At 69.5% G+C, this 23,073-nt stretch carries 15 protein-coding genes, 6 tRNA genes and 1 pseudogene; 12 read left to right on the top strand and 10 right to left on the bottom strand.

From position 1 onward, the window contains the following. Positions 1-7 precede the first annotated feature (7 nt). Genes ACT3UF_RS15395 through ACT3UF_RS15375 form a run of 5 tightly spaced genes read left to right on the top strand, consistent with a single transcriptional unit; the run spans position 8 to position 6,768 of the window. On the top strand, positions 8-1,081 hold the full coding sequence (locus tag ACT3UF_RS15395) for a copper transporter (protein ID WP_441445631.1): 1,074 nt from the start codon (positions 8-10) through the stop codon (positions 1,079-1,081). Further along, positions 1,078-1,932 (top strand): hypothetical protein, encoded by an 855-nt coding sequence (locus ACT3UF_RS15390; protein WP_441445630.1) that lies wholly within the window; start codon positions 1,078-1,080, stop codon positions 1,930-1,932. The genes ACT3UF_RS15395 and ACT3UF_RS15390 overlap by 4 nt, the downstream gene beginning before the upstream one ends. Further along, positions 1,929-3,713, top strand: a complete 1,785-nt coding sequence (murJ, locus tag ACT3UF_RS15385) for a murein biosynthesis integral membrane protein MurJ (protein WP_441445629.1) — start codon at positions 1,929-1,931, stop codon at positions 3,711-3,713. The genes ACT3UF_RS15390 and murJ overlap by 4 nt, the downstream gene beginning before the upstream one ends. Continuing rightward, positions 3,710-4,927, top strand: coding sequence for a glycosyltransferase (locus ACT3UF_RS15380; protein WP_441445628.1), 1,218 nt, complete (start codon positions 3,710-3,712; stop codon positions 4,925-4,927). The genes murJ and ACT3UF_RS15380 overlap by 4 nt, the downstream gene beginning before the upstream one ends. Before the next feature lie 11 nt (positions 4,928-4,938). Continuing rightward, positions 4,939-6,768, top strand: a complete 1,830-nt coding sequence (locus tag ACT3UF_RS15375; protein WP_441445627.1) for a CTP synthase — start codon at positions 4,939-4,941, stop codon at positions 6,766-6,768. A 64-nt stretch (positions 6,769-6,832) separates the two neighbouring features. Here the strand turns inward: ACT3UF_RS15375 and ACT3UF_RS15370 are convergent. Then, positions 6,833-6,949, bottom strand: a pseudogene (locus ACT3UF_RS15370) (hypothetical protein); the annotation flags it as partial. Here ACT3UF_RS15370 and ACT3UF_RS15365 point away from each other — a divergent pair. Beyond that, positions 6,911-7,534 (top strand): NUDIX domain-containing protein, encoded by a 624-nt coding sequence (locus tag ACT3UF_RS15365; protein ID WP_441445646.1) that lies wholly within the window; start codon positions 6,911-6,913, stop codon positions 7,532-7,534. The pseudogene ACT3UF_RS15370 and the gene ACT3UF_RS15365 overlap by 39 nt on opposite strands. A 58-nt stretch (positions 7,535-7,592) precedes the next feature. Here ACT3UF_RS15365 and ACT3UF_RS15360 read toward each other — a convergent pair whose 3' ends face one another. From ACT3UF_RS15360 to msrB, 3 genes are all read right to left on the bottom strand, one after another. Beyond that, positions 7,593-8,741, bottom strand: a complete 1,149-nt coding sequence (locus ACT3UF_RS15360) for an HRDC domain-containing protein (RefSeq protein ID WP_441445645.1) — start codon at positions 8,739-8,741, stop codon at positions 7,593-7,595. Between the two features lie 47 nt (positions 8,742-8,788). Further along, positions 8,789-9,460: a DUF3000 family protein gene (locus ACT3UF_RS15355; RefSeq protein WP_441445626.1), complete on the bottom strand. Its 672-nt coding sequence runs from the start codon at positions 9,458-9,460 to the stop codon at positions 8,789-8,791. 89 nt (positions 9,461-9,549) lie between these two features. Beyond that, positions 9,550-10,002 carry a peptide-methionine (R)-S-oxide reductase MsrB gene (gene msrB, locus ACT3UF_RS15350; RefSeq protein WP_441445625.1) on the bottom strand — a complete coding sequence of 151 codons (453 nt, stop codon included), beginning with the start codon at positions 10,000-10,002 and terminating at the stop codon, positions 9,550-9,552. Between the two features lie 123 nt (positions 10,003-10,125). Here msrB and ACT3UF_RS15345 point away from each other — a divergent pair, with 123 nt between their 5' ends. Next, positions 10,126-11,481: an alpha/beta hydrolase family protein gene (locus ACT3UF_RS15345; RefSeq protein WP_441445624.1), complete on the top strand. Its 1,356-nt coding sequence runs from the start codon at positions 10,126-10,128 to the stop codon at positions 11,479-11,481. 226 nt (positions 11,482-11,707) lie between these two features. Then, a complete protein-coding gene (gene zapE / locus ACT3UF_RS15340; protein WP_441445623.1) occupies positions 11,708-12,811 on the top strand; it encodes a cell division protein ZapE in 1,104 nt (367 codons plus the stop codon). A 69-nt stretch (positions 12,812-12,880) separates the two neighbouring features. Here the strand turns inward: zapE and treZ are convergent, their stop codons facing one another. The 5 genes from treZ to ACT3UF_RS15315 form a co-directional block, all read right to left on the bottom strand. Next, positions 12,881-14,674 (bottom strand): malto-oligosyltrehalose trehalohydrolase, encoded by a 1,794-nt coding sequence (treZ, locus tag ACT3UF_RS15335; RefSeq protein ID WP_441445622.1) that lies wholly within the window; start codon positions 14,672-14,674, stop codon positions 12,881-12,883. After that, positions 14,671-17,253 carry a malto-oligosyltrehalose synthase gene (gene treY / locus ACT3UF_RS15330; protein ID WP_441445621.1) on the bottom strand — a complete coding sequence of 861 codons (2,583 nt, stop codon included), beginning with the start codon at positions 17,251-17,253 and terminating at the stop codon, positions 14,671-14,673. Before treY ends, treZ begins: the two co-directional genes overlap by 4 nt. A gap of 68 nt (positions 17,254-17,321) precedes the next feature. Then, positions 17,322-19,508, bottom strand: coding sequence for a glycogen debranching protein GlgX (gene glgX / locus ACT3UF_RS15325; RefSeq protein WP_441445620.1), 2,187 nt, complete (start codon positions 19,506-19,508; stop codon positions 17,322-17,324). A gap of 251 nt (positions 19,509-19,759) precedes the next feature. Further along, positions 19,760-19,834 (bottom strand) — tRNA-Val (locus tag ACT3UF_RS15320). A 27-nt stretch (positions 19,835-19,861) separates the two neighbouring features. Further along, positions 19,862-19,937: transfer RNA gene (locus ACT3UF_RS15315), tRNA-Gly, on the bottom strand. A gap of 591 nt (positions 19,938-20,528) precedes the next feature. On the opposite strand from ACT3UF_RS15315, the gene ACT3UF_RS15310 reads away from it, so the two are divergent. The 4 genes from ACT3UF_RS15310 (at position 20,529) to ACT3UF_RS15295 (ending at position 20,932) form a co-directional block, all read left to right on the top strand. After that, positions 20,529-20,600, top strand: a tRNA-Val gene (locus ACT3UF_RS15310). Positions 20,601-20,626: 26 nt separating this feature from the next. Then, positions 20,627-20,699 (top strand) — tRNA-Gly (locus ACT3UF_RS15305). A 60-nt stretch (positions 20,700-20,759) separates the two neighbouring features. Then, a tRNA-Cys gene (locus ACT3UF_RS15300) sits at positions 20,760-20,830 on the top strand. Between the two features lie 27 nt (positions 20,831-20,857). Next, positions 20,858-20,932: transfer RNA gene (locus ACT3UF_RS15295), tRNA-Val, on the top strand. Between the two features lie 168 nt (positions 20,933-21,100). Here ACT3UF_RS15295 and ACT3UF_RS15290 read toward each other — a convergent pair. Beyond that, positions 21,101-22,984 (bottom strand): BCCT family transporter, encoded by a 1,884-nt coding sequence (locus ACT3UF_RS15290; protein ID WP_441445647.1) that lies wholly within the window; start codon positions 22,982-22,984, stop codon positions 21,101-21,103. Positions 22,985-23,073 lie beyond the last annotated feature (89 nt).

Below are 23,073 nucleotides of genomic sequence, written 5' to 3'. Positions count from 1 at the left end.
CGACCCCGTGATCGATTTTCGTTACCACCTCGTCTCCCTGATCTCCGTGTTCCTGGCACTGGCGGTCGGCATCGTGCTCGGCGCCGGCCCGCTGCGTGAGAACCTCGGCGACCAGCTCGCCGGCCAGGTCGAGCAGCTGCGCACCGAGCAGGAGCAGCTGCGCGGCGACACCGAGGAGCTCTCCGCGAAGCATGACCAGCTGGCGACCTTCATCACCGAGCTGGGTCCGGAGCTGGTCGCCGGCACCCTCGACGGGAAGCAGGTGGCTCTGTTGGCCGACGACAGCTCCACCCGCCCGGGCACCGAGCGCATCGTGACTCTGCTGGAGGACGCCGGGGTCGGGTCCACCGTCCAGATCAACCTGCTCCCCGCCCTCTGGGCCCCCGATGCGGAGCAGACCCGTGCGCAGGCGCTGGAGACGGTCCGCTCGATCGCCCCGGCGGTGCTGCCCGAGGACCCCGAGGGGGAGCTGACCGACAGTGCTCTGCTCTCGGCCATGATTCCCAGGCTGCTGCACTCAGATGCCGAAGGCGGGCTCACCCCCGAGCTGCGCACCCAGCTGTGGCAGGTGCTGATCGATCATGACCTGGTCTCGATCGATGGTGAGGCGCCCGTGGCGGTCGATGCTGTGATCTATGCCAGCGCCGCCCCCGAGGAGCTCGCCGATGCGAAGGAGGATGAGCAGGTCGCGACCGAACGTGCGCAGGGCCTGCTCGCCTCCCAGACCAACCTGCTCGGAGAGCTCGCCCGCACCGGTCTTCCCGCAGTGGTCTCCGCGGCCACCCCCGGGAACGATGCCTCCACCGGCGTCCTGCGCACAGTGCGCGGGGACGCCAGCTTCGATGCCCTCTCGACCACTGATCGGCTCCAGGAAGCTGACGGCCCGCTGCTGTCGGTGCTCGCCCTGATCGAGCAGTCGCGCGGTGGCAGCGGGGCGTACGGCACCACCGGTGACGCCGAGAACCGGCTGCCCGCGCTTCCGGAGACTCAGGGCCTCGAGGAGCAGGCTGCTGACCAGCAGGGCGATGGCGGAACTGCAGAGACTGGCACGCAGCCCTCCGATGGCGGGGGAGAGGGATGATCGGCGCGCTGCGTGAGGAGCTGCGACGCACGAACTTCGCCGGCCGTGAGGTGAGCCTGGCCGAGGGTGCACTGGTGATCGGCGGGGTGGTCGCGCTGTCCCTGCGCACCGGTCGCCCCGCAGATCCATGCGTCCTGGCCGGCATCGGCACTCTGGGCCTGGTCGATGACCTGCTCGAGCCTCGTCAGCGTCGCGCGGGACGACCCGTCTCCAAGGGTCTGCGGGGTCATCTCGGCGCGCTGCTGGAGGGCCACCTGACCACGGGCGCCGCCAAGGCGCTCGGGATCCCGCTGCTCTCCTTGGCGGGCGTCCTCTCCGCCCCCTCTCCCCGCGGAGCGGGAATGGTCCTGGCCGATGCCGCGCTGGTCTCCGGTTGCGCGAACCTCGCGAACCTCCTGGATCTGCGTCCCGGGCGGGCGCTGAAGGCCGTGCTGCCTCCGGCTGCTCTGCTGCTGCTCGTCCCGGCGGGCACCGACCGTGCTCGCACCGGCGAGCAGCTCGCGCTGGCCGCTGCGCTGCCCGGGCTGCTGGCGCTGCCGGCCGACCTCCGAGAGCGCGGGATGCTCGGAGACGCCGGTGCCAACGTGCTCGGCGCCGCCGTGGGAAGCGCTGCGACCAGGCTGCTGCCCGCCCCAGCCCGGATCTCTCTGCTGGCCGCGGTGGTGGCGCTGACGCTCGCCAGTGAGAAGGTCAGCTTCAGCGCCGTGATCGACTCCACCGCACCGCTCCGCCGGCTGGACCGGCTGGGGCGGCTGCCGGTCTCCGCTGAACGCTCGGCTGAGCGGCCGGCTGAGGGCACGTCTGAGGGCTCGGCTGCCGACCCGGACCCGGCGGCTGAGGAGGAACGATGAACTCGACCCCTGGGCGTCCCACGCCGTCCCGGCCCACCGCTGAGATGAGCAGTCGTCGAGGCGGGATCACCCGATCGGTGCTGCGCGGTGCGGGCGTGATCCTGCTGGTGACCGTCTTCGCACGGATCGCGGGCTTCGTCCGCTACCTGGTGTTCGGGGCGAGCGTCGGCGCGGGGGACGTGGGCACCGCCTACACCACGGCGAACATGCTCCCCAACGTCCTGTTCGAGGTCGTCGCCGGCGGCGTCCTCGCCGCAGTGGTGGTGCCCTTGATCGCGGGACTGGTCCCGGAGGGGGACCCGAAGGATCTCGTCGGCGCCGAGGAGAGCGTGGACCCGAGACAGGTCGGGGAGCTTCGCGCCGAAGGGCGGGGGCGCTCCGCCCGCGAAGGCGCCGCGCTCGTCGACCGCATCGTCTCGAGCCTGCTCACCTGGACGCTGCTGGGAACCGGGCTGATGGCCGCGCTGGTGATCGCCTTCGCTGCCCCGCTGGCCCAGCTGCTGCTGGCCGCTGAGACGCCGGGCACCGCCGGTGTACCGCTCGGAGCGACTCTGCTGCGGATCTTCGCACTGCAGCTGCCGCTGTACGGGCTGTCCGTGGTGCTCGCCGCCTATCTGCAGGCCCGCAAGCGGTTCCTCTGGCCCGCGATGATGCCGCTGCTGTCTTCGATCATCGTGATGATCTCCTACCGGGTCTACGCCCATCTGGTGCCTCCCGTGGCGACCACCACGACCATCGACCCCTCGGCCGTGTGGTGGCTCGGGTGGGGCACCACCGCAGGCGTCGCCATGATGGCGCTGCCCGTGGTGGTCGTCGCGCTCCGGACGGGCCTGCGGCTGCGCCCGACGCTGCGGATGCCGGCCGGCTTCGGGCGGCGTGCGCTGGCCCTGGGCGGTGCCGGACTCGGGGCCGTCGGGGCGCAGCAGCTGGTGCTCGCGCTGGTGATGGTGCTCGCGATGCGAGCTGGCGGGGTGGGGACCCTGCCGGTCTTCCAGTACGCCCAGGCCCTCTATCTCCTTCCCTACGCCATTCTCGTGGTGCCCCTGGTCACTTCGGTGTTTCCGCATCTGTCGGAGCTGCGTCTGGTGGGGGACCGTTCCGGCTTCGCCAAGGTCGCCGCCGCTTCCGTGCGCACCGTGATGGCGGTCTCCGTGATCGGTGCCGCGATGCTGCTGGCCGCTGGGCCCGCGCTCGAGCAGTTCTTCCGCCAGATCGACAGGGCCGGGGCCACCGGGGTCGGCTCCACCACCGCGGGGCTCTCGCTGGGCCTGGTGGGCTTCGCCGTCTCCATCCAGTGCACCCGCATCCTCGCCGCGGCCCTGCGGGCCCGGGATGCGCTGCTGGTCGGCTCGGTCGGCTGGATGATCGCCGGCGCGGTGATCCTGATCATCGTGCTGCCCAGTCCTGAGCGCTCCGCGGCAGAGGCCTCGACCGCCTTCGGGCTCTCCATGGCTGTGGGGATGGCGCTGGCCGGGCTGGTGGGACTGGCACGGATCGCGGACGTCCTCGAGCACGGGGGACACCTCATTGCGGTGCGACGCACCGCGCTGATGGTCCCGGTCGCGCTGCTGGGCGGTGGGATCCCCGGGCTGCTGCTGGGCAGGCAGCTCGTGACCACCGACATGGGGGAGGTGGGCGCTGTGCTGGTCGGAATCGCCTGCGGTCTGATCGCCGGTCTGATCGCGGCTGCGGCGATGGCCGCGGCGGATCCGGAGCTGACCCGGAGGGCGCTGCGCCGCCTGCGGGGCGGACGTTTCGGCGCGGCGAGGTCAGCATCGTGACGATCCTGCTGGTGCGACCCACGGCGAGCGGCGGTCTGGCGGCGCATGTCGATCAGGAGCTGGCTCTGCTGGAGGCAGCCGGACGTGACGTCCGCGAGGCGCCGGTGCGGATCCGAGAACGTCCTGATCTGCTCGAAGATCTGCGCACCGTGAGGACGCTGCGGCAGATCCTGAGCAGCGCCACGCTCGCGATCCCCGCGACGACCACGACGACCGCCCAACCAGCTCAGCGCGCCCAGCCGGCCCAGCCGGCCGAATCCGCCGAGTCCGCCGAGTCCACCGAGTCCGCCGGGTCCCCGCGGTTCGCGCCGTCAGCGGTGACTGTCCATGCCCACGGGCTGCGAGCCGGGGCCCTGGCCGCGGTGGCGATGTGGGGCTTGAGCCGTCATCACCTGGTGGTCACGCTGCATAACCGCACCGTCGGCTCGTTGCCCACCCGTGTCGTCGGCGCGCTTCTGCTACGCCTGCTCGCCCGTCGGGCGAACACGGTGCTCGCCGTCTCTCCCGACCTCGCCGAGACCGCACGGAAGGCGGGGGCCGGCGACGTGCACCACGCGATCATCCCCGCGCCATCGCCGACCGACGCCGCGACCGGGGCCACCGACGCAGTGCTGGTGCCCATGGGCACCGACGCAGTGCCGGTGCCAGCGACTGCCGCTGCCGTACCGAGCGAGGCCCGGGGCGGGAGCCACCTGGAGATCCTCGTGATCGCCCGCCTGGCACCGCAGAAGGGGCTGCACGACCTGCTCGACGCCGCCGCGCTGCTGCGGGACGGCGCACCGGTGCGGATCCGAGTCGCCGGAGATGGTCCGCTCGCGCAGGAGCTGGACGCGCGGATCCACGCCGAACGGCTCCCGGTCGAGCTGCTCGGGCGGCGTGATGATGTCCCCGCTCTGCTGGCGGCCTGCGACCTGCTGGTCTCCGCGGCGCATTGGGAGGGGCAGCCGGTCTCGCTCCAGGAAGCCTTGAGAGCAGGCCGGGCGATCGTGGCGACGGATGCCGGTGGTACCCGCTGGGTCACCGCAGACGCCGCCCATCTGGTCCCGGTCGGTGATCCCGCAGCACTCGCCGCTGCGATCACCACGATGCAGGATCCTGCGCTGCGCAGCACCGCGGAGGAGTCTGCCCGCCGCCGGGCGCTCGAGCTCCCCACGGCCGAGGATCTGCTCGTCCAGCTCGACGAGGTGCTCGCGCCTGGCCCTCGCCACTGGTAGATTGGGGGTCCGTGGTAGATAACAGCGCGAGCGCCCCCCAGACCGGCACCAGCCCCCTTCAACGACTTGGGGCGGCCGCAGCGGCCAAGCCCTTCAGGAACCACGGCACTACCAAGCACATCTTCGTCACCGGCGGCGTCGTCTCGAGCCTCGGCAAGGGGCTGACCGCCTCGTCTCTCGGGATGCTGCTGAGCAGTCGCGGACTGCGGGTGACGATGCAGAAGCTCGATCCGTACCTCAACGTGGATCCGGGCACCATGAACCCGTTCCAGCACGGAGAGGTGTTCGTCACCGAGGACGGCGCCGAGACCGATCTGGACATCGGGCACTACGAGCGGTTCCTCGATGAGAACCTCACCGCGAACTCCAACATCACCACCGGCCAGGTCTACTCCACCGTGATCGCGAAGGAGCGCCGAGGCGAGTACCTCGGCGACACGGTCCAGGTGATCCCGCACATCACCGATGCGATCAAGGCGTCGATGCGCTCCCAGGCCGGGGACGACATCGATGTGATCATCACCGAGATCGGCGGGACCGTCGGCGACATCGAGTCCCAGCCGTTCCTCGAGGCGGCACGTCAGGTGCGCCAGGACGTGGGCCGGGACAATGTGTTCTTCGTGCACGTCTCCCTGGTGCCTTTCATCGGTCCGTCCAAGGAGCTGAAGACCAAGCCCACCCAGCACTCCGTGGCGGCACTGCGCTCGATCGGCATCCAACCCGATGCGATCGTGCTGCGCAGCGACCGTGAGCTGCCCGCCTCGGTGAAGGCGAAGATCTCCTCGATGTGCGATGTGGACCTCGACGCAGTGGTCACCTGCGCGGATGCCTCCTCGATCTATGAGATCCCGCGGGTGCTGCACGGGGAGGGATTGGACGCCTACGCCATCCGTCGCCTCGACCTGCTCAGCCATGACGTCGACTGGGCGCAGTGGGAGGAGCTGCTGCAGCGGGTCCATCACCCCGACTACGAGGTCAGCGTCGCCCTGGTCGGCAAGTACGTCGACCTGCCGGACGCCTATCTCTCGGTCACCGAGGCGCTGCGAGCCGGGGGCTTCCACCACCGCGCGAAAGTGAACCTGCGCTGGATCGAGTCCGATCTCTGCACCAGCCCCGAGGGGGCGGCGGAACAGCTCAAGGGGGTCGACGCGATCGTGGTGCCCGGCGGGTTCGGGGTGCGAGGGGTCGACGGGAAGATCGGTGCCCTCCGCCACGCGCGCACCCGTGGCATCCCTGCGCTGGGGCTGTGCTTGGGAATGCAGTCGATGGTCATCGAGTACGCCCGCAGCGAGCTCGCTCTGGCAGATGCCCACTCCACCGAGTTCGATCCGGACACCGCCCATTCGGTGATCGCCACCATGGCCGAACAGGCCGCCATCGTCTCCGGTCAGGGTGACCTGGGCGGGACGATGCGCCTGGGCTCCTATGAGCACACGCTGGTGGAGGGTTCACTCGCAGCCCGGACCTATGGCACCACCACGGTCTCCGAGCGTCACCGTCACCGCTACGAGGTCGGCAACGCGTACCGCGAATCGCTCGAGCAGGCAGGGCTGCGGATCTCGGGGACCTCGCAGCTCGAGGATGGCCACAGCCTGGTCGAGTTCGTCGAGCTCGACCCGGAGGTTCACCCCTTCTACATCGGCACTCAGGCGCACCCCGAGCTCAAGTCCCGCCCCACCCGCGCCCATCCACTGTTCGCGGGGCTGATCGGCGCAGCGGTTGAGCTGCAGAAGGCGACCCGGCTGCTGGAGGTCCCCTCGGAACCTGCCGATGCCGCACAGGACCTCGACGGCACGACGCCGAAGGACGACACGATGACGAAGGAGCGAGCAGATGACTGACCAGAACCGCGGCTCCGCGGAGAGCAGCACCGCCGAGAGCCGCACCGCCGAGAGCCGCACCGCTGAGAGCCGCACCGCTGAGAACCGCACCGCTGAGCACCGCACCGCTGAGAACCGCGCCGAGAGCGGCACCGAGGCGCCTCTGCGGGATCTGCCCGACCGCCGCCCGGTCGCCGCTCATCGCCTTCTGCATGAAGGCATGGTGTGGGATCTGGTGCGGGACACCGTGGACTTCGCTGAGGGAGTGCGCTTCGACCGCGAGTACGTCTGGCACACCGGAGCGGTGGCGGTGCTCGCCGTCGACGATCAGGACCGGGTGCTGATGATCCGGCAGTACCGCCATCCAGTGGGCCACAGCCTCTGGGAGATCCCGGCTGGCCTGCTCGATCTCGACGGCGAGGCACCGCACATCGCCGCGGCGCGGGAGCTCGCCGAGGAGACCGGATATGAGCCCGGGCAGATGCAGACCCTGGTGGATCTGCGTCCCAGCCCGGGAGGCAACGACGAGGTGATCCGCGTGTACCTCGCCTCCGGCGTGCGAGTGAGCTCCGCGGAGTTCGAACGCACCCATGAGGAGGCGGAGCTGATCTCCCGCTGGGTGCCGCTGTCCGAGGCGGTGACCGCGGTGCTCGAGGGCCGCATCACGAACGGGACCACGGTCTCCGCTCTGCTGGCGCTGCAGGTGCTGCGCAGCGCTGGATCCGAGCGCGCGACGCAGCTGCGAGCTGCCGACGCGCCGTTCATGGAGCGTCCAGGGAGGGACTGAACCGGCGCGGTCTGAACCGGCATGATTCGAACTGGTGCGGTCTCAGTCCAGCTTGCTGTCAGTCCTGCTCGGTGAGTGACCGGTGGATCACCGGAGCGGCCTGCTCGACCTGCCACGGCCGGGCGCCGAGTGCGGTCAGCTGCTCGGCGATCTCGGTCTCCTCCGGGGCCTGCTCGTGCTCCCACACCCAGTGGCGCAGCAGCGCGGGCTGGAGCAGGTTCTCCGGCGGCATCTCGAGATCCTCCGCCCGTTCACCGACGGCGGTGCGCACCAGCTGGTAGCGCTCGGCGACCTCGGGGTACTTCTTGGACCACAGCTTGTGCGGCGGGGGATAGGAGCGTTCGCTGCGCTCGGGCAGATGAGCCGGAGGCAGTTCGATCCCGGTGCGTGCGGCCTGCCACCAGGTGTCCTTGCGGCGGAGCTTAGCGGGCAGCGCACGGTCGAAGGCCTCCCGGCCTCGGGGTGCCTCCTTCGCGGCGGCGACGATGTCCCGATCCTTGATCACCCGGTGTGGGGAGAGGTCCTCGGCGCTCGCGATCTGATCGCGACGGTTCCACATCTCGCGGGCCGCCGCGAGCTGTCGGGTGCTGCGCAGGCCCCCCAGGCCGTGCAGCCCCCGCCAGCTGGAGGACCGGGTGGGTCCGTGCTCGCGGGTGCGCTCGTGCTCGAACTCCTGGCGCGCCCAGTCCTCCTTGCCCGCCGCGCGCAGCCGCTCGACCAGGACCTCACGGACCTCCACGAGCACCTCCACATCGAGGGCCGCGTAGCTGAGCCATCCCTCGGGCAGCGGGCGCCGCGACCAATCAGCGGCGGAGTGCTCCTTGGCCAGATGCAGTCCCAGGGTGTCCTCGACGACTGCGCCGAGACCCACCCGCTCCATCCCCAGCAGCCGCGCGGCCAGCTCGGTGTCGAAGAGCGCTGCCGGGTGCAGGCCGAGCTCGGCGAGGCTCGGAAGGTCCTGGCCCGCCGCATGCAGCACCCATTCCCGACCCGCCAGCAGCTTGATCAGGGTGCCCGGCATCGGGAATGCCAGGGGATCGATGAGCGCGGTGCCGGCCGCTTCGGTGCGCAGCTGGACCAGATAGGCCCGAGAGCTGTAGCGGTAGCTCGAGGCACGCTCGGCATCGACCGAGACCGGCTCCTCGGGAGCGGTGGCGGCGGCCTCGCACCAGGCCAGCAGCGGCTGGATCCGATCGATGACGGGCATGAGACCGTCGCGGGGCGCCTTGAGGTTTTTGAGCTGGGGCGAGTCCGTCACCGGGCGTCTCCCGCTTCCTCGGGGCGCGGTGCCCTCGCGCGATGGGTGGGGGCGATCGGGGCGATGCGCGGCGGTGCCGGGGGCAGACCGCCGGCCGCAGCAAGCATCGCGGTCCAGGCAGCGAAATGGGGCACCAGATCGATGGCCGGCAGTTCTCCCTGCCCGGCGTCCTGTTGTGCACTGGGGCTGTCCGAGGGTACGAGCGGCTCGGGCGTCCAGGACACCCGCATCTCGACGTCCACCGTGGACGCGCGCGAGGCGAGCGCCCCGTAGGACTGGGAGACCACCCGGGTGGCGGTGCAGCCCAGCTCCCGGGCCTCGGCCTCATGGAGCTCGAGGGACTCGGTGACCCAGGACCAGGCCACGTCGCCGAGCATCGACTCGATCGCGAACTCGGGTTCGAGCTGCGCCTGGACCAGCGCGACCATCCGGTATGTGCCGTCCCAGGACTCCTGCCCCTCCGGATCGTGCAGGATCACCAGGCGACCGGAGGCGAGCTCATCGTCATGCACGAGGATCTCGCCGGTGCAGGCCCACGTCGACGGTGCCATCCGCGACGGGGCGGGGATGGTGCGCCAGCTGAACTCTGCGGGCTGAGGAGCGTTGGTCATGGCGTCGATGGCGGCACGGAAGGTGTCATCGCTGGAGCGGATTCGATGGACGGACACGCAGGGAGGCTATCCGCGGCGTGACCTCGAGTCCGGCAGGCGCGCCGAGCTCTCCCCGCTCTGCGGGATCAGCTCGTCGTGCTGCGCGATCAGGCGGGGTCGGCGGCGCTCGCGCTCGCGTCGTCGCTATGGACCAGACTGATCGAGTTGATGCAGTACCGCTGGTCCGTCGGCGTCGCGAAGCCCTCTCCCTCGAAGACGTGACCCAGGTGGGAACCGCAGCCGGCGCAGCGCACTTCGATGCGCCGCATCCCCAGGGAGACATCCTCGAGCAGCTCCACGGCGTCGGAGTCCGTGGGGGCGTAGAAAGCTGGCCAGCCGCAGTGGGCGTCGAACTGGGTGGTGGCGGTGAACAGCTCAGCGCCGCACCCCTTGCAGGCATAGGTGCCCGCTGAGCGGACCTCCTCGTAGTCACCGGTGCCGGGGCGTTCGGTGCCGCCCTGTCGGAGGACCTGGTACTCACCAGGGGAGAGGCGCTCGCGCCACTCCAGATCGCTGACGGTGATCGGGTACGGACGGGTGCCGATGGGTTCGGTGGACATCTGAGAGCCTCCGATTCTGCGACGCCCGAGGGTGTCGCTCATACGAGCTGGCGATCGCTCGTGAGGGGATGGTGAACGAGGCGTTCACAGTCTCGATCCTAGCCCCCCGATAGGATGCGCGGTATGACGCGCGACCTCTACCGGACCCGCCGGACCACCGGCTCGCTGGGCCGTTTCCTGCCCCGCCCGCATCGTCCTGACCAGGCACGCTGGCCCGAGGTGGCCGTCTACGGCGCCGTCGGAGCGGCCTCGATGTTCGCGCTCAGCGGAGGCCTGCTCACCGTGGGGGCACGGGTCATGGCCAGACTGCCGCTGGTGCCGCGCGAGACCCTGCGCGGCCGCCGGGACGTGGCGATCCGCGCGGTCCACCCGGATCGAGTTCATCTGGACGACACCAAGGTCACCCGTCGCGGTGGGGTGCTCGCACTCCGCCAGGGCGGTGGCGCCGTCCACGTCCGGCTGGGGCCGGTCGACGGGCGGCCGACGCCCACCACCGTCTCGCGGCCCCGATGGGGCGATGACACGGCGGAGCCGCTCGAGGTGGACCGCGCCGCGAGCAACGGCTTCTACTGGGCCGGGACCCCGCAGACCGCTCACGGCCTGCCCACCGAGGAGGTCCAGATCGACTCGCCGGTGGGGCACATGCCCGCCTGGCAGGTGCGGCCCGATGCTGACCACGGCTCCGCCAGCGGCAATGAGGACACCTGGGCGATCCTCATCCACGGGCACGGCTCCGCGCGCGGTGAGGCGCTGCGCGTGATCCCGTTGCTGCACAGGCTGGGCCTGACAAGCCTGGCGATCACCTATCGCAATGACGTCGGCGCACCTCCCTCCGCTGACCGCATGCACCATCTCGGAGCCGCTGAGTGGGAGGACACCGAGTCCGCGATCGACTACGCGGTGGCGCAGGGGGCACGTCGGATCGTGCTGGTGGGATGGTCGATGGGCGGTGGGATCGCGCTGCGCACCTCCGTCCGCTCTGCGCATCGGGACCGCATCATCGCGCTGGTGCTGGACTCCCCGGCCGTGGACTGGCAGGACATCTTGTTCCATCACGCGACCTCCCTCAAAGCTCCCACTCCGATGCGACAGCTCGCCCTGTGGATGATGACCTCGCAGATCGGTGCCCGGATGGTGCGCCTGCATGAGCCGCTCGCGCTGCATGAGATGACGCCTCCGTACTACGCCGAGCGCCTCATCCATCCCACCCTGCTGTTCCATGCCCTGGATGACGAGACGGTCCCGCCCGAGCCCAGCAGGCAGCTTGCTGCGCTGCGGCCCGACCTCATCGAATTCGTCCCCTTCGAGGGCGCCTCTCACACCCGGGAGTGGAACCGCGACCCGGCCCGCTATGAACGGCTGCTCGCGGACTACCTGGTGCGCGAGCTGGGACTCGAGGAGTCCGTGGGCAGGGTCGAGGTGCCGGTGCGAGACCCCGCCTCTCCTGCTCTCGAGGGATCGATCGGCCTCCGACTCTGAACCGTCGCTGGCGGTCGTGAGGCCTGCGCCAGCACTGCCGCACCGGGGCCAGGCGGCGATGTGCGCCGCCGGGTGGCGGTCGGGGCGGTCAGGGAGGTCAGCGGCGGTCAGCGGCGGTCGGTGGCGACGAGTGGGGCTGCGCGGCGATGTGGTCTCGCTCATCCACCAGCGGCACCCGAGGCGGAGAACCGGCGAGCGCGGGATCCCGCCGCCTACACTGACCGGCGTGACCGATGCACTGAGCGACCGCCGGCCCGCACCCTCCCTCGAGCGCCTGCTCGCAGATCTGGTGCCGCCGCCGCGCTTCGCCCAGGCGCGGTTGGATAACTACGTCCCGGACCCCGCGTATCCCTCCCAGGAGGAGGCCAAGCAGCGCATCACCGCCTTCGCCGCTGCGCTCGGGCAGCCGCGCGGCGGCTTCCTGGCCCGCCTGCGCCGGAAGCCGGAGCCCGCGCTCGGCATCTACCTCGACGGCGGCTTCGGGGTCGGCAAGACCCACCTGCTCACCAGCTTGTTCCATGCGGTCGACGGCGCGCGCGTCTACGGCACCTTCGTGGAGTACACCGATCTGGTGGGGGCGCTCGGGTTCCAGAAGGCGGTCGACCTGCTGGGCGAGTCGCAGCTGGTGTGCATCGACGAGTTCGAGCTCGACGATCCCGGCGACACCCTGCTGATGACCCGTCTGATCCGCGAGCTCTCCGACCGGGGCGTCGCGATCGTCGCCACCTCGAACACCCTGCCCGATGCGCTCGGCGAGGGACGTTTCGCCGCCCAGGACTTCCTGCGGGAGATCCAGGCCATGGCTCAGCGGTTCCAGGTGCTGCGGATCGACGGCGAGGACTACCGGCGGCGTGACGGCGTCAGCGAGATCTGCACCCTTCCCGAGGCGGAGGTGGCTGAGCACGCCGGGTCCACCCCGGGGGCGACACTCGACAGCTTCGACCCGCTGCTGAAGCACCTGAGCACCGTGCACCCCTCCCGCTATGGCGCCCTGATCGATGAGGTCTCCTCAGTCCACCTCGTCGGCATGCATGGGCTCACCCGTCATCACGACGCCCTGCGCTTCGTGGTCCTGGTGGACCGGCTCTACGACAGGGAGGTGCCCACCCTCGTAGCCCTCGCACCGGGCAACAACGGCGAGCGCGAAGAGGAGCGAGAAGGGGAGCGCGACGGCGACGATGCGCCCCCCGTGCTCGGTGACCTCTTCTCCGAGGAGCTGCTGCGCAGCGGCTACCGCAAGAAGTACCTGCGATCCCTCTCGCGGCTCGCCTCACTCGCGAACGACGGTGCGGGGCTGCTGCGCACGGGCGGGGTCGACGCAGTCTCTTGACCCGCTCAGGCGGCGCCGACGGAGTTTCTTGACCCGCTCAGGCAGTGCCGACGCCGTCTCCTGGCCCCCCTAGACAGCCGGTAGGGGACGCAGCACCGCTGCTCCGGGGCCGGGCATCGAGAGCGTGCCGTCCGGTGCTCGATCGATCCCGCCGAAGGAGGCGAGCACCTCGGCCGCGCGGAGACCTCCAGCCAGCGGACCCGGTCCTCGATGGGCCAGTACGGCTAGATCCCCGCGCTGCAGCAGCACGGTCTCCTCGGCGAGCACCTTGACCCTGGTGCGTCGGAGGTCCGGATCATGGAAGTCCGCCTGCTCCCGGCGCAGGGCGATCAACGTGCGATACCACTGCAGCATCTGGGCATGGCTGCCCTGCTCCCGCTCGCTCCAAAGTAGCATCGAGGACTCGAAGGTCGTTCGCGACTGCGGATCGGGGACCTGCTCGGCCCAGCCCATGGCGGCGAACTCCGCGACCCGCCCGGCGCTCACCAGCGGGCCCAGCTCGTCGTCATGGTCGGTGAAGAAGGCGAACGGCGTCGAGGCCGCCCACTCCTCGCCCTGGAACAGCATCGGGGTACCCGGGCCCAGCAGGATCAGGGCGATCGCCGCGGCCTGCTGCGCGAGGTCGATGCCATGGTGGATGCGGTCTCCGCTCGCGCGATTGCCCACCTGGTCGTGATTCTGCAGGAAGGTCACGAAGGAGTGCGCGTCGTAGTCGGCGGACGCCGGATCCACGGCAGCTCCCCACACCGTGTCGCGGAACGTGGAGAAAGTGCCCGCATGCAGGAAGACCCGCTGCAGCACGGCGGCGAGCGCCTCGGCGCTCCCGAAGTCTCCGTAATAGCCTGCCCGCTCGCCCGTGATCCAGGCGTGGACGCCATGGTGGACATCGTCGGCCCATTGCATGTCCATGCCGAGGCCGCCGGCGCGGGTGGGGGAGACCGTGGCCGGGTCGTTGCGGTCAGATTCTGCGATCAGGGTCAGCTCGCGGCCGGTCTCGTCCTCCCAGGTGGAGACCGCCTCGGCGAGCTCGGCCAGGAAGTGCTGCGGGGAATCGTCCTGCAGCTCGTGGACGGCGTCCAGGCGCAGCCCGTCCAGGCCCACGTCCACCAGCCACTGACGGACGCTGCCCAGCAGGAAGTCGCGCACCTGGCGGGAGCCCGGCTGATCGAGGTTGACCGCCTCGCCCCACGGGGTCTCGTGCTGGTCGGTGAAGTAGGGCCCGAACATGCCCAGGTAGTTCCCGGAGGGGCCCAGATGGTTGTGCACCACATCGAGCAGCACGGCGAGCCCGCGGGAATGCGCGGCCTCGACGAAGCGGGCCAGCCCGGCGTGCCCGCCATAGGCGGCATGGACCGCGTACAGGCCCACCCCGTCATAGCCCCAGCCGCGATCTCCGGGGAAGGTCGCCACCGGCAGCAGCTCGATCGCGTCGACCCCCAGCTCGACCAGTGCGTCGAGCCGCTCGATGGCGGAGTCGAAGTTGCCTCCGCGCCCGTCGGGCCCGGGGGCGAAGGTGCCGACGTGGAGCTCGTAGAGCACCCGCCCGCGCAGGCTCCTGCCCCGCCATGGGGTCGCGGTGCGCAGGGACCGAGGATCGAGGACCTCGCTCTCGCCGTGCACGCCGTCCGGCTGCGACAGGGACCTCGGATCGGGCAGCCATAGCTCGCCCTGATCGAGCCGGTAGGCATAGCGGGCTCCCGGCACGGCGGGCACGTCGGGCAGGCGGAACCAGCCCTCTGCGCTCGCGCTCATCGGGTGCACGACGCCGTCGATCCGCACCTCCACGGTGCGGACGGCCGGGGCCCACAGCTCGAAGCGGTCATAGCGGCGGGGGCCGGGAGGGCTCGCAGCACCGGTGGTCATCGGGACTCCTCCATCCCCGCGCTGCGCACCAGCAGCGCGACGGGCCAGGCGTCGAGCAGCTCGCCGAGGCTCACCTGACCGCCGTCGAACTCGGCGCCGCTGAGCGCATCCCGCCAGCGTCCGGAAGGCAGCGCGATCCAGCCGTCTCCCCAGCCTCCACGCTGGGCGAGCCCAAGGGCGAGGCGAGTGACGACCGTGACGACCTCAACGTCTCCCTCCGCGGCCGCCCGACCGAAGGCGACCGCATGTCCCGTGGTGGTGGGCAGCGGATGGTAGCTCGCGTCCCGTCCCTGGAAGAGCTCAGGGCGCGCTCTGCGCAGCACCAGCGCACGGTGGGTGAGCCAGAGCTTCTCGTCGGCGATCCCATCGGGTCCGGCACCCTCGATCATCCGGGCCAGCCGCTCCTCATGGAGCGCATGGTCCACGGGGCGCCGGTTATCCGGATCCACGAGGGAGAGATCGATCGATTCATTGCCCTGATACACATCCGGCACCCCGGGCATCGTCAGCTGCACCAGCTTCTGCCCGAGGATCGCGCTGCGCTGCGCGGCGGCAGTGCGGCGAGTCCAGTCGGTGAGGATCCGCTGCACGTCGGAGGACTCCAGCGCCGCGCGTCCCAGCGCCAGCACCTGCTGCTCGTAGTCCGCATCCTGCTCGGTCCAGGTGGTGAAGCTCTTCGCCTCCCGCATGGCCTTGAGCAGATATCCCTCGAGCCGCTCCGCGCTCAGCGCCGCGGCCGACGATCCGGGAAGCTCCCAGCATCCGGCGAGGGTCTGCCAGAGGAGCAGCTCGATCGCCCCGTCGACCCGGTCCCCGCGGTCCTCGGCGGTCGCACGGTCGAGATCCTGCACCACCAGCGCCCATTCCAGCGGCTGCTCGGTGAGCACCGCGAGCCGCGCCCGGACGTCCTCGCTGCGCTTGGTGTCATGCGTGGACAGAGTGGTCATCGCATCGGGGCGGGTGCGGACCATCGACTGCGCATGATCGTGCAGCTGGTCCGGTTCGACACCGATCCGGTCCGGGTCCGCGCCGACCTCGTTGACAGGCAGGAAGCGGGTGTAGCGGTAGAAGGCGGTGTCCTCGAGCCCCTTGGCGTGGACCGGGCCGCAGGTCTGTGCAAAGCGCACCACCACCTCGTCCCGCTCCGCGCTGCCCGTACGGCCCGCGCTGCCCACCTCGTCCCCGCAGACCAGCGCGAGCACCGTCTCCAGGGTGGTCACCACATCCTCGTCCTCACCGAGACGCTGGCGCGCGCGGGCCGCCGCCTGCTCGAGGACCGCCCGCTCGGAGCCGGAGGCCGGCTCGCCGGGGACGATGTAAGCGCGGTAGCGGTCCATCGACCCCAGCAGCGCGACGATCACCTTCTGCAGGTTCCGACGGGTCGTGTCGCGCAGGCGGATGTCCTCCTGGCAGATGCGGTGGATCAGGGTGGTCAGCCGTTCAACCTCCGCCCACAGGCTGGTGGAGACGATCAGGTCCGTCGACTCCTCGGCGACCTCCTCGAAGGGGCGCAGGTCCCCGGTGCGTCGCTGCCACAGATGCGTCAGACCGATCGCCCCGTGCGGGTCATGGAAGAGCCCTCCCACTCGCCAGAGGGCGTCGTAGCCGGTGGTCCCCGCACAGGGGAAATCACCGGGCAGCTGCTCCTCGCCCTCGAGGATCTTCTCCACCACGGTCCAGGCGCCACCGGTGGAGCTTTCGAGGTCCCGCAGGTAGCCGCGGGGATCGGACAGGCCGTCGGGATGATCGATGCGGTAGCCGTCGATGACCCCTTCGCCCTGCAGACGCAGCAGCGTCGCATGGGTCGCCTCGAACACGTGCGGCAGCTCCACCTGGAGCCCGGCGAGGGTGTCCACGTCGAAGAAGCGGCGGTAGTTCAGCTCCTCATCGGAGACCTTCCAATACGCCAGGCGGTACCACTGCCGTTCGAGCAGATCCGCCAGGCCCAGGTGCTCGGTGCCGGCGGCGACCGGGAGCACATGGTCGAAGTAGCGCACCACGGTCTCGACCGCGGTGGTGCCGTCGGCCTGAGGGATCTCCTCCGGGCCCACACTGATCTCCCCATCGGCCAGGACCGCACCGATGGTCCTGCCGAGGACGGGCACCAGGATGGACAGCTCAGACGAGGGGTCAAGATCGAACCAGTCGGCGAAGGGGGAGCGGGGCCCGTCCCGCAGCACCGACCACAGCGCACGGTTGTGCCAGATCGGGGTGGGGATCGCCATGTGGTTGGGCACCACGTCGACGATCAGTCCCATCCCGTGGGCGTGCGCGGCGTCGGCAAGTCGGCGCAGCGCCCCCTCTCCGCCGATCTCCTCGCCGATCCGGGAATGGTCGACCACGTCATAGCCATGGGTGGACCCGGGAGCCGCCTGCAGCACGGGGGAGCAGAACAGGTGCCCCACGCCGAGCCGGGCGAGATACGGGACCACGGCTACGGCATCGTCGGCGGTGAAGCCCTCGTGCAGCTGCAGACGGTACGTGGAGGTCGGCACGGGCCGGATGGCGCGCAGGGCACCGGTGGTGGTCGCGGTTTCAGCCCCCCTCGCGGCGGGACGGTGGCTGGAATCGGTGCTCACGGGTCGATGCTCTCCTTCATCACGGCCCGGGCCAAGGTCGCTGCCCCGGGGCAGGGGGGGAATCGGTCTCAGGCGCGGATGGGGCGGATCTCTCCCTGCTCCCCGCGGACCTCCCGCGGGGCGGCGGCATCCTCACCCTGCTCCGTCAGCGGCGGACGCAGCAGGACGAGCAGAGAATGGCTGGGCCGACTGATCGTCTGCCCGGCGTCGAGCACGTCCCCGACGTCGATCGTGCCGCCGGTGCCCAGCTCGACCTTCCACTGCGCGCCGTGTTCGGCCGAGGGAAGGGTGAAGTCGACAGGATTTCCGGAGGCATTGAACATCACCAGCGCCGAATCGTCGATGATGCGCTCGCCGCGCAGATTCGGCTCGGGGATCGCGGAGCCGTTGAGGAACATGGTCAGGCACTTGTTGTGGGGATCCTGCCAGTCCGCATCGGTCATCAGCGTTCCGTCGGTGCCGATCCAGACCACGTCCGCGAGCGGGGAGTCAGCGTCGTCGCGCACCACTCCCTTCAAGAAGCGGCGGCGCCGGAAGATCGGATGCTCCTTCCGCAGCGTGATCATCTGCTGGGTGAACCAGAGCATCTCCATCTCGAACTGGTTCAGCTCCCAGTCCATCCACGACAGCTCGTTGTCCTGGCAGTAGGTGTTGTTGTTGCCGTTCTGGGTGCGGCCCATCTCGTCGCCGTGCAGGATCATCGGCACGCCCTGGCTCAGCAGCAGCGTGGCCATCAGGTTCTTGGTGCGGCGCAGGCGCAGTTCCCGTACCTCCGGGTCCTCGCTCGGGCCCTCGACTCCGGAGTTCCAGGAGCGGTTGTGGCTCTCGCCGTCCTTCCCGTCCTCTCCGTTGGCCTCGTTGTGCCGGTCGTTGTAGGAGACCAGGTCCCGCATGGTGAAGCCGTCGTGGGCGGTCACGAAGTTGATCGAGGCGATCGGGGTGCGCCCGGTGTGCTGGTAGAGGTCTGAGCTGCCGGCCAGGCGTGAGGTGAAGTCACCGATCGTGTCCGGCTCTGAGCGGTGGAAGTCCCGCACCGTGTCGCGGTACTTGCCGTTCCACTCCGACCACAGGGGCGGGAACCCGCCCACCTGATAGCCACCCTCACCGAGGTCCCAGGGCTCGGCGATGAGCTTCACCTGGGAGATCACCGGATCCTGCTGGATGATGTCGAAGAAGGCCGAGAGGCGGTCCACCTCGTGCAGCTCACGGGCCAGGGTCGAGGCGAGATCGAAGCGGAAACCGTCCACATGCATCTCGGTGACCCAGTAGCGCAGCGAGTCCATGATCAGCTGGAGCACGTGCGGGGTGCGCATGAGCAGGGAGTTCCCGGTGCCGGTGGTGTCGTAGTAGTGGGCCTTGTCCTCGTCGACCAGGCGGTAGTAGGCGGCGTTGTCGATGCCGCGGAAGCACAGGGTCGGGCCCATCTGGTTGCCCTCGGCGGTGTGGTTGTAGACCACGTCGAGGATCACCTCGATGTCCGCCTCGTGCAGGTTCTTGACCATCTGCTTGAACTCCTGGACCTGCTGGCCCAGCTGTCCGGCGTGCGCGTACTCGTTGTGCGGGGCGAAGAAGCCGATGGTGTTGTAGCCCCAGTAGTTGCGCATGCCCTTCTCGACCAGGTGGCCGTCCTGCACGAACTGATGGACCGGCATCAGCTCCACCGCGGTGACGCCCAGCTCTTTGAGGTGATCGATGATCGCCGGGTGCCCCATCGCGACATAGCTGCCCCGGATGTCCTCATCGATGTCGGGATGGAGCATCGTCAAGCCCTTGATGTGAGCCTCGTAGATGACGGTGTCGTGGTACTCATGGGCCGGTGGATGGTCGTTGCCCCAGTCGAAGAAGGGGGAGACGACCACCGAGTGCATGGTGTGCGCGGCGGAGTCCTCGGTGTTGCGAGCTTCGTGGTCCTCGAAGTCGTAGCTGTAGAGCGAGGGATGGTTGCTCGCCATCCCGGCGATCGCCTTCGCATAGGGATCCAGCAGGAGCTTCGAGGGGTCGCAGCGATGCCCTGCGGCGGGATCGTAAGGGCCGTGCACCCGGAAGCCGTAGCGCTGGCCGGGCTGGACCGACGGCAGGTAGACGTGCCATACGTAGGCGTCGACCTCGGTGATCTCGACCCGGCGCTCGGCACCGTCGTCGCCGATCAGGCATAGCTCGACGCGCTCCGCCACCTCTGAGAAGAGGGCGAAGTTGGTGCCCGACCCATCGAAGGTGGCACCCAGGGGGTAGGACTGTCCGGGCCAGATCTGCATGACCTCAGAGTAGACGGCTTATTCCTGGATGCGTCCCGGACCCGGGGCACTCACTCAGGACATCACATCGCCGGCCCGATGTGATGCGCGAGCACCTCGGTTCCGAGATGCTCGCGCTGCTCGGTTCCAGCGTTCGCAGCAGGCGCAGTGTTCGCGGGGCCGCTCAGCTCGCCGATGGCGGCCCCGAGTACGGGAAGCGTCCCGGGCGAGGCACGACGAAGGCCCCCTCGACGTTCCGAGGGGGCCTTCCGTGGTGGGCGATACTGGGATCGAACCAGTGACCTCTTCCGTGTCAGGGAAGCGCGCTACCGCTGCGCCAATCGCCCAATGCATCCGAGGATGCGGGGGTGGGATGGAGCGGACGACCGGATTCGAACCGGCGACCCTCACCTTGGCAAGGTGATGCTCTACCAACTGAGCTACGTCCGCACATCGGCAGTGCCGACGAAGGAAGACAATATTCGGCTCCGGTCCGCTTCGCAAATGCAGGGACCGCACAGTGTCCGAGGTCACCGCCATTTCCCTCCGAGCTCGTGCCTCCCACCTCGGCGAGGACGCCTCGGCGAGGAGGCGGGCCATGCCTGCGTTGAGCCCGGGTGGGATCCCGCCTGCCGACTCCCGTTCGGCGTCACCCGTTCAGCGTCACCCGTTCAGCGTCACCCGTTCGGCGTCGCCCGTTCAGTCGGTCCGGAATGGGCAGGCCCGGAGCGGCGCTTCGACGCCCGCCCCCTCGTATGTGTCGAGCCCTGCGCGTGCTGAGCACTCTATGCTGTAGGCGTGCAGGGGCTGGGGAGGGGCGTGAGTGCAGTGGGCCCTGGATCGGGCCGCACTTAAGTGTGGGCGCGAAGGGGTGTGGAGGGATTCGCGGTGGCAGCTGCAGTCGCGGCGGAGGCTGTGGCGAGCGGCTGTGGGGCCATCGAAAAGCACGTCAGGACGTAGGTCACACCCGGATCGGTGCGGGGCACTGCGGAAACCATGTAAGATTCTTCTGGTCCACTCGAGAGGGTGGCCAGCACCTTCGGGCGATTGGCGCAGGGGTAGCGCGCTTCCTTCACACGGAAGAGGTCACTGGTTCGATCCCAGTATCGCCCACGGCAGGATTTTCGGATCCATGTCATGCGGACGTAGCTCAGTTGGTAGAGCATCACCTTGCCAAGGTGAGGGTCGCCGGTTCGAATCCGGTCGTCCGCTCTGGGAGCGGCGCATTCGACGATCGTCGGAAGCGCCTTTTCCTTTGGTGTGGCACATCCCGGTGGGTTGGCCGAGTGGTTAGGCAACGGCCTGCAAAGCCGTGTACACGGGTTCGAATCCCGTACCCACCTCCGTCGGCGTCTGTACGATGCCGTCCTGGGCGATTGGCGCAGCGGTAGCGCGCTTCCCTGACACGGAAGAGGTCACTGGTTCGATCCCAGTATCGCCCACCAGCACAGAAGGGCCCCGGTCTGCGGACCGGGGCCCTTGCTGCGTCCCGGGGCTCCGGTGACTTCCAAGAGGCACGGTGACCGGGGCGGAACGCAACACACGAGGGCTCCTGCCGATCGGCAGGGGCCCTCGTCAATGGGACGGACGCCGGCTCGGCGGCGCCAGGAGGGTCAGCTCTTGGGCTCCGGCGACTCGTCGGTCCCCTGGGGGTGCTCGTCCTCCACCGCTGGCGACGCGGTGTCCGTTCCCCGCGAGCGCTCGCGGGCCTCCTTCTCCGCTTCGAGCTTCTTGGCATCCGCGGGCGTCACCTCGACGATCGTCTCGACGGTGCGCAGCTCGAAGGGCTCGCCGTCATGACGATCGATGGCGGTGTCCACGGAGTCTTCGAGGATGTGCCGGGCCAGCCGGTTGCGGATCATCAGCGGATCCCGGGAGAGGTCCTTCCAGATCGCCACGCACAGCAGGAGCATGGCGATCACGAAGGGCAGGGAGGCCACGATCGTGATGTTCTTCAGACCGTTCAGTGCAGCAGCCGGGTCGTTACCGCCGGCCAGCAGCATGATCGCGGCGACGGCGCCGGTGGCCACGCCCCAGAAGATGACGACCTTCCGGGTCGGCTCCTCGGCGCCCCGCTCGCTGAGACCGCCCATGACGATCGAGGCCGAGTCGGCACCGGTGACGAAGAAGATGGCGATCAGCAGCACCGTCAGGACCATCAGCGCGACGAGGACTGCGCCGGGCAGGGGGAGCGCCCGGAGGGTGTCGAACAGGATGAGGTCGAAGTCGATGTCCGGTGCGCCGTCGACGATCTGCGAGAGCATCTTCGTGGTGTCTCCGGCACGCTCGGCGCGTTCCTGGATGCCGATCGCGCCCCCGCCGAAGACGGAGAACCACAGCAGCGAGACCACCGAGGGGACCAGCAAGACGCCCACGATGAACTGGCGGATCGTGCGGCCGCGGGAGATGCGACCGATGAACAGGCCCACGAAGGGGCACCAGGAGACCCACCAGGCCCAGTAGAAGATCGTCCAGGTGCTCATCCATGAGGCCATGGATTCATCGCCCGCTGCGGCGGTGCGCGAAGCCATCTGGGGCAGGTCGCCGATGAAACCGCCGACGGCGTTGGGCACCACGTTGAGGATGAAGAGCGTCGGACCGCCGATGAAGACGACCACGGCGAGCACCACCGCGAGCACCATGTTGATGTTCGAGAGGTACTGGATGCCGCGCTCCACGCCGGAGACGGCTGAGGCCACGAAGCAGGCGGTGAGGGCGGCGATGATGATCACCAGGACGGGTGACTTCACCTCTTCCAGCAGGCCGACGGACTCGATCCCGCCACCGATCTGCAGGGCACCGAGACCCAGGGAGCAGGCCGAACCGAACAGTGTGGCCAGGATCGCAAGGATATTGATGATGCGGCCGCCGATGCTCTCGGAGACGCGCTCTCCGAAGATCGAGGCGAACATCGAGGAGAACAGCTGCGGCCGACCCAGGCGGTAGGTGCCGTAGGCCATGCCCAGTCCCACGATCGCGTACATCGCCCACGGGTAGAGGGTCCAGTGGAACAGGGTGGTGCCCATGGCCGTGGTCATCGCCGCGGCGGTCTGACCATCCACGGTGCCAGGCGGCGGAGACATGTAGAAGAAGAGGGGCTCGCCCACGCCATAGAAGACGAGGCCGATCCCCATACCGGTCGCGAACATCATCGAGATCCAGGACGCGGTACGGAACTGCGGCTCCTCGCCGTCCCGCCCCAGTGGGATGCGGCCGAAGCGGGAGATGGCGACGACGATGACGAAGACGGTGAACACCGTCGCCGCGATCACGTACAGCCATCCGAAGTTCTCCATCACGCCGTTCAGGGCGTTGGTGGCGACGGTGCCGAGGCCGGTCGGTGAGATCAGCCCCCGCACCACGAAGGCGATGGCGAGGACCCCGGCGACGCCGAAGACCACCTTGTCGAGTCCTGCGCTATGGCGCTTTCGTCGCCGTGGCTTGGCGCTGCGGAGGTCCTCGAGGAGCTCCTTGGTCGTCTGTGTGTTCTGGCTCATGGTGACGTCGCCTCGTCGTGCCGTCTCGTTGGTGAGCGCGCGGAGGGACGCACTCCTTCCTGGGGAGGGATGTCGTGCAGCGCCAGTTC

Origin of the sequence: Brachybacterium sp. AOP24-D1-21 (assembly GCF_052378665.1) — a bacterium.
Classification (GTDB): Bacteria; Actinomycetota; Actinomycetes; order Actinomycetales; family Dermabacteraceae; genus Brachybacterium.
Note: the sequence above shows the minus strand (reverse complement) of the source record. Positions and strands in the feature narration are given on the sequence as shown.